Origin of the sequence: Solibacillus sp. FSL W8-0474 (assembly GCF_038004065.1) — a bacterium.
In the GTDB taxonomy this organism is placed as follows: Bacteria; Bacillota; Bacilli; order Bacillales_A; family Planococcaceae; genus Solibacillus; species Solibacillus faecavium.
Genome location: NZ_JBBOQJ010000001.1, coordinates 1,160,448 through 1,175,139 on the forward strand (window position 1 = coordinate 1,160,448; position 14,692 = coordinate 1,175,139).

A 14,692-nucleotide genomic window follows, 5' to 3' on the forward strand; every position below is an offset into this window, starting at 1 on the left:
AATGAGGGGATATTGGTGAATAATAGAAAAATTTTAGTCACTGGTGGTGCAGGCTTCATCGGCGGGAATTTTATACATTATATGATTAAAAAGTATCCAATGTATGAGATTTATAATGTAGATAAACTGACGTATGCTAGTGATTTAATAAAGCATAAGGATTTGGAAAAAAACGATCATTATCATTTTATTGAAGCGGATATTGTAGAGCATGATCGAATGATATCACTATTCGAGGAATTGAAGTTTGATTTTGTCGTTCATTTTGCTGCTGAAAGTCATGTAGATCGTTCAATTTTAGAACCTGACATTTTTGTACAAACTAATGTTTTAGGTACACAAGTGCTATTGGAATCAGCGAGGCGTGTAGGTATTACAAAATTTATTCACGTCTCAACAGATGAAGTGTATGGGGAATTGGATTTTGATCCAACAAGTTTTTTTACAGAAGAAACACCGATAAAACCGAATAGTCCCTATAGTGCAAGTAAGGCATCCTCGGATTTGCTGGTCCAAGCATATCACCATACTTACCAGTTACCCATGAATATTACACGTTGTTCCAATAATTACGGTCCATACCATTTTCCGGAAAAGTTAATTCCTTTAGCAATCAGTCGGATTTTGAAAAATGAAAAAATACCTGTATATGGAGATGGACAAAATATCCGGGATTGGTTACATGTATTTGACCATTGCTCGGCTATTGATTTAGTCTTGCATGAAGGCATCAATGGTGAGGTATACAATATTGGTGGGCATAATGAACGTACAAATCTTGAAGTGGTAAAAACAATTATCCAGGCATTAGGGAAATCAGAAGACCTAATTCGATTTGTTGAGGATCGTTTAGGTCATGATAAGCGTTATGCAATTAATTCCTCTAAATTAAAGCAATTAGGATGGAAGCCACAATATACATTTGAAATAGGTATAGACCAAACAATCAAATGGTATATTGAAAATAAACTATGGCTAGAGGAAATTAAGAATAAAGCATTGCATTTGCCTTAAGAAATATTTGGATTGACTGTGTAAATAACCATAAAAAACAGGCATCTCCAGTTCGATGAGTATATATACACTCTAGGAGATGTCTATTTTATTTAGGGACGAAATATAAATAAAACGTAATCAATACTGAGCCGTTATTTATCTGAAAGGTTTATGGGGGAGGCCGTTATGAAATTTAGATCAAAAGAAATTCTATTAATCATTATCTTTTTATCAATGATTCTAACTGCATGTTCAGAAAAAGCTGAATCAGGAGTAATAGATATTATCATTGAAGACATACATGTTGAAATGAATGACGGTATAAAACTGGCTAATCGTATCTACCGCCCAAATGACAATAATCGTTATCCTGTATTATTAGCTAGAACTACATACAACAGTGGTGCATTTAGCAATACAGAAGAAGGCGATTACCGGGAACTTGGAATCCGAATGGCTAAAAAGGGCTATGTAGTTGTAATTCAAGATGTAAGAGGCCTATACGGTTCTGAAGGTGAATGGCTATTGTTCAAGGATGATGCTATTGATGGCTATCAAACTGTAGTTTGGCTAAATGACCAAACATGGAGTAATGGAAAGGTTGGCGTTTTTGGGACATCTGCTCTTGGCATGACAGCCAATTTATTGGCTACAACTAATCCACCAGGACTAAAGGCTGCATTCGTTCAAATGGCACCCTCCCAATTTTATGAAGAAGTAATAGCAGACGGTGGAATTTATAGACATGAACTTGCTACTAGGTGGATGTATTTTATCAACTCAGCGTATTCAGTAAAAATGTTGGAGCAAGGAAATATCAATGAAGAAACATATAAGAAAATATTGGAAATCAATGAAGAATTTCCAAAATTATTTATGCATACACCGATTAATCGTTTTCCTTATGTAAGTGAAAATCCATTATTTACTTCGTTCTTTGAACATTATATTCAGGATGATTACTTTGATTATTATGATATTCCAGCTAACTTCTCAAATATAACTATCCCTATTTATCATCTCGGAGGTTGGTACGATACGTTTTTAGAAGGAACAATGAAAAACTACCTAGGGCTGCAGCAAAATGGGGGCAAGGGGGCAAAAGGAAACCAAAAGCTTCTCATGGGACCTTGGACACATCAAGATTTCGGACCAAATGGTATAGAAGGTGATAGTGCTTTCTTTGAAGGAGATGAAATCTATTTAATTGACGAGATGGAACGATGGTTTGATTATTGGTTAAAAGATATCGATACGGGCGTTATGAAAGAGGATCCGGTAAAGTATTATACATTAGGATCAAATGAATGGAAAACTACAAAAGATTGGTTAGATGCAGCTGGGGAAGAACAGAAATGGTATTTTCATACTGAAAAAAGTAACAGTTCAAATTCGATTAATGATTCGCTATTGTCGAAAGAACAGTCACTACTAGAAGGTAAAGATCAGTTTAGTTATGACCCTAAAAATCCAATTATTACAATTGGAGGGAGAAATCTCTTTGGGGATATGGGGCTTGGACCATTAGATCAACGACCTGCCGAAAAACTTTCTTTAACATATACATCGGAACAGTTAACTGAACAATTAGAAGTAAGGGGCAATGTTTCAACAACCTTATATGTTTCTTCTGATGCAATTGATACGGATTTCACTGTGAAGTTGACTGATGTTTCTCCCGATGGTACTTCTTATTTATTAAGTGAAGGTGCTATGCGGATGCGATTCCGTGAAGGTCTTGATAAAGAAGTACTTATGGAAGATGGGAAGGTGTATAAAATCAATATCAATTTACAAGAAATTAGTCATGTATTTAAAGAGGGACATAGAATACGAGTAGCGGTATCAAGCAGTAATTTCCCGCGATTTGACCGAAACTCAAATACTGGAAATCCGCTTGGCGTGGATTCAGTTGAAGATTTTGTGATTGCTGAAAATACAGTTTATATAGGTGCTGACCAGCCATCACATATCAGTCTACCAGTCATTAATAAGTAATGATTCTATTATTAACATCTTTAAATTAGATTTAACTTGTTTAGTTTGGGAATTAACTTCAAAGACTTGAAAAGGCTGAATTCTGACAATAGAATTCAGCCTTTTGTTTATAAATCAGTAATTAATAACAATTTATATTCATATAATAGTATATCTTAGAAATATTTTAGAAACTAGAAAATAAAATAATAGTAGAAATGATGAAGTTATTAAACATATGATATGAGGCTAATTACCATGACTCAAATACTCCAAATAGGTATTTAAAAAAATCCTTAATTGTACCGGCTTTAGCCAAATGGGGGGACGTAAATGGCGAGAATAAAGGCGATAGAATATCATTTTCCAGCAAGAAAAGTTTCTAATGACCCACAGAATAAATTAACAAAGAAAATTGGAATTTTAACTAGATATATTGCAGAGGAATATGAAACAGCTTCAGATTTAGCTATAAAGGCTGCTGAAAAATTGTTTGAAAAAGATGTATGTATAAAGAGTGAGATAGACTTTTTATTGTTCTGCACCCAAGCTCCAGATTATATTTTACCAACAACCGCTTGTATCATTCAGGAGAAATTAAAATTACCTACTAGTTGCGGTGCTTTAGATTTTAATTTAGGATGTTCTGGCTTTGTATATGGTCTTTCGCTTGCAAAAGGATTAATTGATAGTGGACAAGCGAAAAATATATTGTTATTAACAGCGGATACTTACAGCAAATTTATAAATGAAAATGATTTAAGTACAGCCGTATTGTTTGGTGATGCAGCAGCGGCAACTATAATTTCGGAATCTTCAGATAATAATGATATTGGTCACTTTGTATTTGGAACGGATGGTAGTGGTGCAGAAGATTTGATTATTTTTTCAGGTGGATCTAAAGAACCTCTTAATTTTGAAACTTTATTAGAAGTGGAAGATGAGAAAGGTAATAGAAGAGCCCGAAACAATTTGTATATGAATGGACCGGAAGTATTTAATTTTGCTATGAGAGAGGTACCAAAAGCTATTAATGAATTGTTGAATAAGGAAAATACAACGCTGGGTAATTATGATTTTTTTGTTTTTCATCAAGCAAATAAATATATGCTTGATGCTTTAAGAAGGAGAATTGGCATTGATCAAGAGAAGTTTTCTATTCAGTTGAATGATTCGGGTAATACGGTATCATCTACGATTCCTATTGCTTTAAAAAGAGAAATTGAACTTGGTAATGTAAAAAAAGGAGATAAAGTTATGTTGGTTGGGTTCGGTGTGGGGCTATCTTGGAGTGTTTGTTCAATTAAGTTATGTATCTAAAATACTACTAGTAATAAGGAGATTCATAATATGAATTTAAAACAATTTACTGCATTATGTGAAGAGATTTTAGAGTTAGAAGAAGGTGCATTAAAAATGGAGACCCGTTTAGAAAGTATAGAAGAATGGGACTCCTTAACTAGAATGGACTTAATTTCTTATTGTGACGAAAAATTTGACACAACTCTACCTATAGAAATATTTCAGGATAGTGAAACATTTCAAGATGTAGTAGCTAAATTGGAGAGATATTTGCAGGTAGAAATTATATGAAAAATGAAGAGCTACTTGTATTAGTTGGCGACGGTGAATTTGCTGAAATTGCATATGAGTATTTTACTTTTGATTCTCCTTTTAAGGTAGTAGCTTTTGCGGTTGAGAAGGAGTATATAAAAAAAGAAACGCTGTTTGATTTACCGATTATACCATTTGAAGAAATTGAACAAAGGTATCCTCCTGATCAGTATAAAGTTTTTGTAGCGATTAATAGTACTCAATTAAATAGACCTAGAACTAGATTATTCAACTTAGTAAAAAATAAAGGATATAAGGTAGTCTCATACATTAGTTCAAAGGCATTTGTTTGGAGAAATGTTTCAATTGGTGAAAATACCTTTATTTTTGAAAATAATGTTTTGCAACATTATGTAGTTGTAGGAAATAATGTGATTATTTGGAGTGGGAATCATATCGGGCATCGTTCAGTTATCAAAGACAATACTTTTATTTCATCTCATGTTGTTATAGCTGGTCGCAGCGAAATAGGGGAGAGTTGTTTTTTGGGTGTAAATAGTACGTTTAATGGAAATATTAAAATAGGAAAGGATTGTTTCATTTCCTCGGGAGCAGTTGTTAATAAAGATACTAGAGAAGGATTAATTTATTCGGGGAATCCTGCAAAATCTAATAAAATAACGAGTTATAGATATTATGGAATAGAAGCAGAATAGAACCTTTTCTAGATTTAGCGAAGATGTAGTAAAAAGGTTTCGAGGGGGAAACATAAGTGGAAGAATCAATCTGGCTACTAGAAATTGCAAAAATAATAAAAAAGCGTATATGGCTTATTATTACTTTAATTGTTATTAGCTGTGTAATAAGTGCAGGGATTAGTTTTTATGCATTAACCCCAATCTATCAAGCTCAGACACAAATTTTAGTAAATCAAAAGATTACTTCCGAGGAAGGTTATTCTTGGCAATCTATGGATACAGATTTACGCTTAATTAACACATATAATGTCATCATTACAAGCCCGGCTATTCTTTCTTCTGTAATCGAAAAACTTAATCTAGATGTTACCCCAGCACAATTAACAAAACAAATATCGCTTTCAAATGAAAGCGAATCTAAAGTTGTTAATATCCGCGTTGAAGATACTAATCAAACAAAAGCAGTCGAAATTTCAAATACATTAGCAGAAATATTTAAAGAACAAATTCCACAGCTGATGAGCGTTGATAATGTTTCTATTTTATCTGCAGCAACATTAAGTGATAAACCAATTCCTGTAAAGCCTAACAAAATACTGAATATTATGTTCGGCGGTTTAATCGGTCTCATGCTTGGGACTTGTTTAGTCTTCTTACTTGAGCTATTGGATAACACCATAAAAAGTGAAAGTGATGCCGAAACTTTCTTAAATTTGCCAGTAATAGGTATTATAGATGTCATTGCTGACGAAAAGAAAAAGAAGTTTTCTTTCACATCTCGAAAGGTTAGGAGGACTTAAATATGTTTAAATTAAGACGCAAAAGAAAGAAATCCAGTGCACAAATCGCACGTAAGCTAGTAACAATTTCCGAAACTAATTCATATATAATTGAACAATTTCGAACACTCCGAACAAATATTTCATATTCCATGCCTGAACAGCCTTTGAAAACAATTTTGATTACTTCATCGACACCAGGGGAAGGAAAATCTACGAATGCAGCGAATCTAGGCATTGTATTTGCCCAGGAAGGAAAAAGGGTGCTGATCATCGATGGGGATATGCGCAAGCCTACACTGCACCAAACATTTAAAAAATTCAATAAAGTGGGTCTTTCCAATTTGCTCCTGAAAAAAGCGGCTGTGTATGAGGCGGTGCAGGATACTTTTGTAGTGGGGCTTAATGTAATTACAAGCGGTCCGACTCAAAAAAAATCTTCTGAGTTGTTAGCTTCCCGTTTGATGGACATTTTGTTGCTTGAAGTGAAAAAAGACTACGACATCATCTTAATCGATTCGCCGCCGCTTCTGTCTGTAGCAGATGCGCAAATTATGGCCAGCAAATGCGACGGGACCATTCTGATTTTAAATACAGGGGTTGTTGATAAGCGGGCGGTTAAAAAAGCGAAAGCGTTATTGGCTGCTTCCCACACAAAAATTTTAGGTGTTGTATTGAACAATTATAAAACACCTAGTCACCATAATTACTACGAAGAATATAGTTTCTCTGATTAATTTTCTTTAAGTATATATGATTTTCAAAGTCTATTTTAGAAATAACGCGCATACAATGACGTACAGGCAATAAAAATTGTCTAAAAAGATATTGCAGTACTAGATGAGGGGGAAATAGCTGTGGATTCATTGAAAGTATCATCTCGTTCTAATCCTAATTCTGTTGCAGGAGCACTCGTTGCGGTAATACGAGAGCAAGGTTTTGCAGAAATGCAGGCTGTAGGTGCAGGTGCGTTAAACCAAGCAATTAAAGCAGTAGCAATCGCAAGAGGGTTTGTGGCTCCAAGTGGTACAGATTTAATTTGTGCCCCGGCTTTCGCAGACATTACAATTGCGGGAGAAGATCGGACGGCGTTAAAACTGCTCGTTGAAAAAAGAACTCGAAATCATCAATAGTCAGACACCCGCTTAGTAGCCAATTTGTGCTAAGCGGGTGTTTTTTGGTTTGCATGGAGGATAAATTGGTGGAACTTTATCGGTTCAGCACTAAAACTTGTGGTTGCTTTTCTAATAAAATTTTACTTGATTGGTGGGCTTACGGCAAGACAGCGCTATAGCCACGTGATACGTGTCTATATCACTGCCTTTATTGCCGTTTGCGAGGCCCACCAATCCTAAAATTTTGCCCTCGTTATAAAGTGAAGTAAAAACATCCAATCAAGCCGCTTGCGCTATCGCGAGGCGGCGGAGAGCAAAAATACTATGTTCTATCTCTTCATTTTTGCGTTAAAATCCATTTTATTCCAAAGTAGAATGACTTGGAACTATGGGGGGAGCCAAAATACTTGCTGCAACGGGCATGAGCTTTCAAAAAAAGAATTTTTAATTTAATCGTCAATTTAGTTATGTTATTCGCCACTTTTTCAAAAAATTGAAATTCTCACGCCTAACTCTGTAAGCGTTCCTCATTTACTTTAGAACGCAACCCTTTTACATAATTAATCGTCCTGCAATTAAAGAAATCCCATATAAATATAAGGGAATAGAAATCTTGATTTTTATTCAAAACTAATTGTGTACAAAAACTTTCCGTCAAAGGTCTGATTTTTAATACTATATGACATTTGCAATAGAAGAGACTAACACTTCATGTTAAACTAATGTAGGAAAAATAACTATAAGTAGCTATACTTGATATCAGCTACATTCGCTCTAACCATTATATAATACAGCAATTTTAAGGAGATGTTGAAATGTTACATCAGCTTTCATGGAAAGTCGGTGGGCAGCAAGGTGAAGGGATTGAGAGTACAGGTGAAATTTTCTCAATGGCAATGAATCGTCTAGGTTATTTCCTATACGGTTACCGTCATTTCTCTTCTCGAATTAAAGGTGGCCATACGAATAATAAAATTACAGTTCGTCCGACAGAAGTACGCGCAATTGCGGACGATTTAGATATACTAGTGGCGTTTGACCAAGAAACAATCGACGTGAACTATAAAGAATTAACACCAAGTAGTATCATATTAGCCGATGCGAAATTCAATCCAACAAATCCGGAAGATTGTGTCGCACCATTATATGCTGTACCATTTACGGAAATTGCGGCTGAGCTTGGTACGTCTTTAATGAAAAACATGGTGGCAATTGGAGCAACTGCAGCACTTTTAAACTTGGATGAATCCGTTTTCCAAAGTGTTGTAAATGAAATTTTCGGGCGTAAAGGTGAAGAAGTCGTTGCGAAGAATATCGAAGCGATTGAACGCGGACGTCAGGCGATTTCAGAGCAAATTGGTGACCGTGTAGGCGCATGGGAAATTGCACCTGCTGACGGAAAACGTCGTATGTTCATGATCGGAAATGATGCAGCAGCATTAGGCGCATTAGCAGCCGGCTCTCGTTTCATGGCGGCATATCCAATTACACCGGCATCTGAAATTATGGAATACATGATTAAAAAGCTTCCATTAGTAGGTGGAGCGGTTATTCAAACAGAAGATGAGATTGCTGCAGCGACAATGGCAATCGGTGCGAACTACGGTGGTGTGCGTGCATTTACAGCATCAGCAGGTCCTGGTCTTTCATTAATGATGGAAGCGATCGGTCTTTCAGGTATGACAGAACAGCCGCTTGTTATTTTCGATACGCAGCGCGGTGGTCCATCTACAGGTTTACCGACAAAGCAAGAGCAATCAGATTTAATGGCGATGCTTTACGGTACGCATGGTGAAATCCCTAAAGTCGTGATTGCGCCTTCTACAATGGAAGAAGCGTTTTACGATACGATTCAGGCATTTAATATTGCGGAAGAATTACAATTACCGGTTATCGTAATGACAGACTTACAATTAGCATTAGGTAAACAATCTGTTGAGCCTTTTGATTACAGCAAAATTGAAATCCGTCGTGGTAAAATTGTTGATTCAGTAGAAGATGAAGAAACAAAAGAATACTTTAAACGTTATGAAGTTACAGAAGATGGTGTTTCACCACGTGTATTCCCAGGTTTAAAAGGCGGTATTCACCACGTAACAGGTGTCGAGCACGATGAAACAGGAAAACCATCTGAAGCGCCGGGCAATCGTCGTAATCAAATGGACAAACGTATGCGTAAATTACAGCAAGTCCGTTTTGAAAATCCTGTATATGTGAATGCTCCACATGAAGAGGCAGATGTTTTATTAGTTGGCTTCAACTCAACGCGCGGTGCATTGGAAGAAGTACAGGAAAAGCTGAACTCTGAAGGTGTGAAAGTGAACCACGCACATATTAAGCTAATCCACCCATTCCCTGTAGAAGAAATGAGTGCATTAATGGATCAGGCGAAAAAAGTAATTGTTGTAGAAAACAATGCGACAGGTCAGCTTGCAAATGTGATGAAAATGAATATCGGTGGTCACGCGAAGACGAAATCGATTTTAAAATACGATGGTACTCCTTTCTTACCACGTGAATTAACAAACTTAGTGAAGGAGGAAATTTAATCATGGCAACATTTAAAGATTTCCGGAATTCCGTAAAACCTAACTGGTGCCCAGGCTGTGGTGACTTCTCCGTACAAGCGGCGATTCAACGCGCAGCAGCAAACGTAGGCTATGAACCAAGTGAATTGGCTATCATCTCAGGAATCGGCTGTTCAGGCCGTATTTCAGGCTATATTAACTCATACGGCTTCCACGGTATTCATGGCCGTGCATTACCAATTGCACAAGGTCTTAAAATGGCGAACAAAGACTTAAAAGTTATCGCTTCAGGCGGTGACGGTGACGGCTTCGCAATCGGTATGGGGCACACAATCCATGCAATCCGCCGTAACATCGACATTACGTACGTAGTAATGGATAACCAAATTTACGGTTTAACAAAAGGGCAAACATCTCCACGTTCTGCTGCAGGTTTCATTACGAAATCAACACCAGGTGGGGCAATCGAGCCTTCATTAAAACCATTGGAAGTAGCATTAACAGCAGGTGCGACATTTGTAGCACAAGGCTTCTCAACGGATATTAAAGAACTAACAGCAATGATTGAAGCAGGCCTGAATCATAAAGGCTTCTCATTCATTAACGTGTTCTCGCCATGTGTAACATACAACAAAGTGAACACATACGACTGGTTCAAAGAGAATTTAACAAAGCTAGCGGACATTGAAGGCTATGATTCTTCTAACCGTGAAATGGCCATGCAAACAGTAATGCGCCATGAAGGTCTTGTAACAGGCGTTATTTATCAAGATACAGAAACAACTTCTTATCAAGATAAAATTAAAGGCTATTCAGAGCTGCCGTTAACTGATATCGATATTAGCTTATCGGAAGATCAATTCGATCAACTAATTAAAGAATTCATGTAAATAAAAATTTAGAGCTATACAGGCTGTTATTTCAGCTTGTATAGCTCTTTTTATTTTGGAGTGGTGAGAGGGTGACGATTAATTGTGGTTGAGTGGCGATTAAGTTGAGCGAATTGATGATTATCCGGTTGAAGGTGACGAATAAGTGACCCGTAGTTTCGAACAGTACATATCAATTATCCAATAAACTTCTCCACAATATTTTTTAGTGGGAATTTCTAATTATTTATATACGAATATTTTTCTAACCACCCCTGTAAAGTGATTTATAATTTTTAATAGCATGCTTTTTTATTTACCACATGCTACTTTTTTGATATTCAGCAAAAAAACATAAAATTATGATTTTTATTAATTATTTTCAGAAAAGTAGTGATATTCAATAAAATACCTGTTATATTTAATTAATAAGGTATATTACTGAGTGATATGTTAAATTATCCCATATGTTAAATTACCTAATATTTGGTAATTTATATTAAAAATTTTTGGGATAACTTCTTTTGTTAAGTCGCCTATTATAGTACAATAGCAATAATTATTTTATAAAAGATGTAAAAATATTGGGTTTTTATGCTTGCATTACTGTAGTAGAAAACAATCAACTTCAGTAAAAATAACGCTATTTTAATAACTGGGTAAACTGCTGTAAAAAATAGATAAAACACAGCAAGAATAATACATTTTAGGGGGATGGTTTTTATGAACAGTCAAATTCAACTTATGGTACCGGAGTGGTTTGTCCAAGATGAGCTGCATATTGTGGAAACAATCATTAGTAAAGCTTCCGGTACATCGGGTATTGTGATTGCGGGAGAAAACTTCGATGCTTCCAAGCAGTGTAATCCAATTGTACGTCTTTACACAATTCGTTTAGTTGAAGATCAATATGAATTAGCTAAGGAACTTGAATCATTCCAATTTAAAACAGTAGAAGAGGCAGAATTATTTTGTTCAAAGCTGCCTGAATTAAATGCCATTGATTTGATCATGCTTATGAATAAAGAAGAGCCTGTGCTTTCCATGTAATAGATTATAAAGCTTTGTTGGATGAGATCTCATTTAACAAAGCTTTTTTTGTCGTTCCTTTCTGAGTGCCTCTATTTGTATTTTAATGTAGAAAGGCTACAATGAAAGGAGAATAACAATATTAAGGAAGTGATTTAAATGGCTAGAGGTGTATATATTCACATTCCTTTCTGTCATCAGATTTGTAACTACTGTGATTTTAATAAAGTATTTTTTAAAAATCAGCCAGTGGATGAGTATATTGAAGCACTAGGGCGTGAAATGGCAATGACGGTAGCCAAAACGCCTGAAGCTTTTACTAATATAGAAACAATTTTTCTCGGTGGGGGCACACCTACTGCATTATCCGCACAGCAAATTGAAAAATTATTGCAGCTAATAACGAAACATATTCCGATGTCATCCGTAAAAGAATTTAGTAGTGAAGCGAATCCGGATGAACTCACGATCGAGAAGTTACAGGCGCTTTACAATGGCGGAGTAAATCGCTTAAGTATGGGCGTACAGTCATTTGATCAATCCCTTCTAACGAAGATTGGTCGCACGCATTCCAATGAACATGTATACGAAACGATTCAAAATGCAAAAAATGTCGGCTTTGAAAATATTAGTATTGATCTCATGTATGGACTGCCCGGGCAAACGATGGAGCAGTGGCAAGATACACTGGAGAAAGCATTGGCATTAAAGCTTCCCCATTATTCAGCCTATTCGTTAATCGTCGAGCCGAAAACGATTTTCTATATTCAATATGCAAAAGGGAAATTGGTTTTGCCGACTGAAGATCTTGAAGCTAGTATGTACGGTGTTTTAATGGATACGATGGAAGCGCACGGACTGCACCAGTATGAGATTAGTAATTTTGCGCATGAAGGCTATATATCTACACATAATAAAATTTATTGGGATAACGATGAGTATGCAGGTTTTGGTGCAGGCGCTCACGGATATTTAAATGGTATTCGTTACTCAAATGTCGCACCGATAAAAAAATATATCGAAATCGTTATGGAAGGAAATCTTCCATTATTACAACAACATGAAGTGACAGTTGAGGAAAAGCTAGAAGAGCAAATGTTTTTAGGGCTAAGAAAAACGGCCGGTGTCACACATGCAGAATTTGAAATGAAATTTAATCAATCAATGGAAGACCTTTATAAGGAAACGATTTCACGTTTACTGGAGGAACAGTTGATTGAATTTGATACAAAAGGAATTCGCTTAACTAGAAAAGGTCGATTTATTGGCAATGAAGTTTTTCAGCGCTTTTTAGTAGGGGAATAAAATTAAGTGATGTAAATCCTACTGCGCGTAAAATCGACACAAAAAGAATATTAAAAATTTCGGACGAATTCATTGACATCATTTTAGAGATTTGCTAATTTATATAATATATTAGCACTCCTCTTAATCGAGTGCTAACAGAGGTGAAGAGATGTTAACAAATCGGCAGTTACAAATATTGCAAGCAATCGTAGATGACTTTGTGATGTCTGCTCAGCCTGTTGGTTCGCGTCAACTATCGAAAAAAGAAGGTATTACGTACAGTGCAGCTACGATACGTAATGAGATGGCTGATTTAGAGGAATTAGGCTATTTAGAAAAAACGCATACTTCTTCTGGGAGAGTGCCATCCGAAAAAGGTTATCGCTTTTATGTTGACCATTTACTTAAGCCTCAAGTCATTTCGACTGGCGAAGTAGCACAAATTCACTCGCTCTTTGAAAAACAAATTGTTGAGGCGGAGCAAATTATTAAAGAATCGGCAAATATTTTGTCGGAGTTAACGACGTATACGACGATATTGCTCGGTCCGGATGTGCAAAAGCACCGTGTAAAGAAATTCCAGATCGTTCCTTTAACAGAGGAAACGGCAGTGGCTATTATTGTAACGGATAACGGTCATGTAGAAAATCGTACTTTAACGTTACCAACGGGTTTTAGCCCGCATGATATTGAAAAAATGGTAAATATTCTGAATGACCGATTAGTAGGTGTACCATTATATGATCTTCCAACAAAGCTTCAAACGGAGGCAGTGTCGGTATTGAAATCTCATATTAACGCATCGGAATCAATCATTCGGTCTTTATTGTCCATAACTACCCACCCTAATGAAAGTAAACTTTATTATGGCGGGAAATCGAATATGTTAAACCAGCCTGAATTCCATGACATAGCCAAAATGAGAATGCTGATGGATTTATTTGATAAAGAAAATCAAGTTCAAACGCTGTTTAATCAGGGCAATCATGGAATTCAGATTCGAATAGGTTCAGAAAACAATCATTTAGCGATGGAAAACTGCAGTGTCATTACCGCTTCCTTTTTAGTCGGTGAAGAACAGCAAGGCGCTATCGCAATTATCGGGCCAACGCGAATGGATTATAGACGCGTTGTGACATTATTGGATGTTATGACGAACAGTCTTTCCCAAGCGTTTTTCGATAAGAAACAGTAACGCATTGGCGTAACTTAATAAATGGTTGATATACGAGGAGGAAAAGAATTGTCTGAAACAACAAACACAAATGAAGAGTTGAAGCAGGAAGAAACTGCTGAGCAAGAAGAAGTAGTGGAAACAGCTGAAACTGAAGAAACAGTAGTAGATGAAAAAGACCAGAAGATTGCTGAATTAGAAGCGAAATTAGCAGAGGAAGATGCACGTTACTTACGTTTACGCGCGGATTATGATAACTTATCTCGCCGTAGTCGTCTAGATCGTGAATCTGCTGAAAAATACCGTGCGCAAGGATTATTAACTGAATTATTGCCGGCATTGGATAATTTAGATCGCGCACTTCAAGTAGAAGTTACATCTGAAGAAGCGACTTCTTTATATAAAGGTGTAGAAATGGTATATGGTCAATTGTTAGCCGCAATGGAAAAAGAAGGTTTAGCAATTATTCCAGCAGAAGGCGAAACTTTTGATCCGAACTTCCATCAGGCAGTAATGCAGGAACAGGATAGTGAGAAGGAATCGGGTATCGTTTTACGCGAATTACAAAAAGGTTATAAACTTAAAGACCGCGTTCTAAGACCTTCAATGGTATCTGTAAACGAGTAATTCAGTACTTTTTAGTGCTAGTTATATAAAATAGCTGTCAAGCTTGGTTGGACAGTAAT

Annotated in this window: 14 protein-coding genes; all 14 read left to right on the plus strand. The window is 36.2% G+C overall.

Features of this window, described 5'->3' with window-relative positions; genetic code table 11:
- The first annotated feature begins 15 nt into the window (after positions 1-15).
- Positions 16-1,014, plus strand: coding sequence for a dTDP-glucose 4,6-dehydratase (rfbB, locus tag NYE67_RS05645; RefSeq protein WP_340729440.1), 999 nt, complete (start codon positions 16-18; stop codon positions 1,012-1,014).
- Between the two features lie 168 nt (positions 1,015-1,182).
- The gene (locus NYE67_RS05650; RefSeq protein WP_340729441.1) at positions 1,183-2,994 is read left to right on the plus strand and encodes a CocE/NonD family hydrolase; all 1,812 of its coding nucleotides are present in this window, start codon (positions 1,183-1,185) and stop codon (positions 2,992-2,994) included.
- Positions 2,995-3,306: 312 nt separating this feature from the next.
- Positions 3,307-4,293 carry a ketoacyl-ACP synthase III gene (locus NYE67_RS05655; protein WP_340729442.1) on the plus strand — a complete coding sequence of 329 codons (987 nt, stop codon included), beginning with the start codon at positions 3,307-3,309 and terminating at the stop codon, positions 4,291-4,293.
- 30 nt (positions 4,294-4,323) lie between these two features.
- On the plus strand, positions 4,324-4,566 hold the full coding sequence (locus NYE67_RS05660; RefSeq protein WP_340729443.1) for an acyl carrier protein: 243 nt from the start codon (positions 4,324-4,326) through the stop codon (positions 4,564-4,566).
- Entirely contained in the window at positions 4,563-5,243 is a 681-nt protein-coding gene (locus tag NYE67_RS05665) for an acetyltransferase (RefSeq protein ID WP_340729444.1), read from the plus strand. The genes NYE67_RS05660 and NYE67_RS05665 overlap by 4 nt, the downstream gene beginning before the upstream one ends.
- 56 nt (positions 5,244-5,299) lie before the next feature.
- Positions 5,300-6,025 carry a YveK family protein gene (locus NYE67_RS05670; RefSeq protein WP_340729445.1) on the plus strand — a complete coding sequence of 242 codons (726 nt, stop codon included), beginning with the start codon at positions 5,300-5,302 and terminating at the stop codon, positions 6,023-6,025.
- Positions 6,026-6,027: 2 nt separating this feature from the next.
- Positions 6,028-6,741: a CpsD/CapB family tyrosine-protein kinase gene (locus NYE67_RS05675; RefSeq protein WP_340729446.1), complete on the plus strand. Its 714-nt coding sequence runs from the start codon at positions 6,028-6,030 to the stop codon at positions 6,739-6,741.
- Positions 6,742-6,861: 120 nt separating this feature from the next.
- Positions 6,862-7,137, plus strand: a complete 276-nt coding sequence (locus NYE67_RS05680; protein ID WP_340729447.1) for a stage V sporulation protein S — start codon at positions 6,862-6,864, stop codon at positions 7,135-7,137.
- Between the two features lie 797 nt (positions 7,138-7,934).
- Complete coding sequence (locus tag NYE67_RS05685; protein ID WP_340729448.1) at positions 7,935-9,668, plus strand: 2-oxoacid:acceptor oxidoreductase subunit alpha; 1,734 nt, start codon at positions 7,935-7,937, stop codon at positions 9,666-9,668.
- Between the two features lie 2 nt (positions 9,669-9,670).
- Positions 9,671-10,537: a 2-oxoacid:ferredoxin oxidoreductase subunit beta gene (locus tag NYE67_RS05690; RefSeq protein ID WP_191702454.1), complete on the plus strand. Its 867-nt coding sequence runs from the start codon at positions 9,671-9,673 to the stop codon at positions 10,535-10,537.
- A 702-nt stretch (positions 10,538-11,239) separates the two neighbouring features.
- Complete coding sequence (locus NYE67_RS05695) at positions 11,240-11,566, plus strand: geranylgeranyl pyrophosphate synthase (protein ID WP_340729449.1); 327 nt, start codon at positions 11,240-11,242, stop codon at positions 11,564-11,566.
- A 138-nt stretch (positions 11,567-11,704) separates the two neighbouring features.
- Positions 11,705-12,850: a radical SAM family heme chaperone HemW gene (gene hemW, locus NYE67_RS05700; protein WP_340729450.1), complete on the plus strand. Its 1,146-nt coding sequence runs from the start codon at positions 11,705-11,707 to the stop codon at positions 12,848-12,850.
- A gap of 151 nt (positions 12,851-13,001) precedes the next feature.
- Positions 13,002-14,027, plus strand: a complete 1,026-nt coding sequence (gene hrcA, locus NYE67_RS05705) for a heat-inducible transcriptional repressor HrcA (protein WP_191698324.1) — start codon at positions 13,002-13,004, stop codon at positions 14,025-14,027.
- Positions 14,028-14,075: 48 nt separating this feature from the next.
- Positions 14,076-14,633 carry a nucleotide exchange factor GrpE gene (grpE, locus tag NYE67_RS05710; protein ID WP_340729451.1) on the plus strand — a complete coding sequence of 186 codons (558 nt, stop codon included), beginning with the start codon at positions 14,076-14,078 and terminating at the stop codon, positions 14,631-14,633.
- The last annotated feature ends 59 nt before the right edge of the window (positions 14,634-14,692 follow it).

Coding starts and splice junctions, on each gene's coding strand:
- NYE67_RS05650 (WP_340729441.1), top strand. CDS start 1,183: ATGAAATTTAGATCAAAAGAAATTCTATTAATCATTATCTTTTTATCA.
- NYE67_RS05655 (WP_340729442.1), top strand. CDS start 3,307: ATGGCGAGAATAAAGGCGATAGAATATCATTTTCCAGCAAGAAAAGTT.
- NYE67_RS05660 (WP_340729443.1), top strand. CDS start 4,324: ATGAATTTAAAACAATTTACTGCATTATGTGAAGAGATTTTAGAGTTA.
- NYE67_RS05665 (WP_340729444.1), top strand. CDS start 4,563: ATGAAAAATGAAGAGCTACTTGTATTAGTTGGCGACGGTGAATTTGCT.
- NYE67_RS05675 (WP_340729446.1), top strand. CDS start 6,028: ATGTTTAAATTAAGACGCAAAAGAAAGAAATCCAGTGCACAAATCGCA.
- NYE67_RS05685 (WP_340729448.1), top strand. CDS start 7,935: ATGTTACATCAGCTTTCATGGAAAGTCGGTGGGCAGCAAGGTGAAGGG.
- NYE67_RS05690 (WP_191702454.1), top strand. CDS start 9,671: ATGGCAACATTTAAAGATTTCCGGAATTCCGTAAAACCTAACTGGTGC.
- NYE67_RS05695 (WP_340729449.1), top strand. CDS start 11,240: ATGAACAGTCAAATTCAACTTATGGTACCGGAGTGGTTTGTCCAAGAT.
- hemW (WP_340729450.1), top strand. CDS start 11,705: ATGGCTAGAGGTGTATATATTCACATTCCTTTCTGTCATCAGATTTGT.
- hrcA (WP_191698324.1), top strand. CDS start 13,002: ATGTTAACAAATCGGCAGTTACAAATATTGCAAGCAATCGTAGATGAC.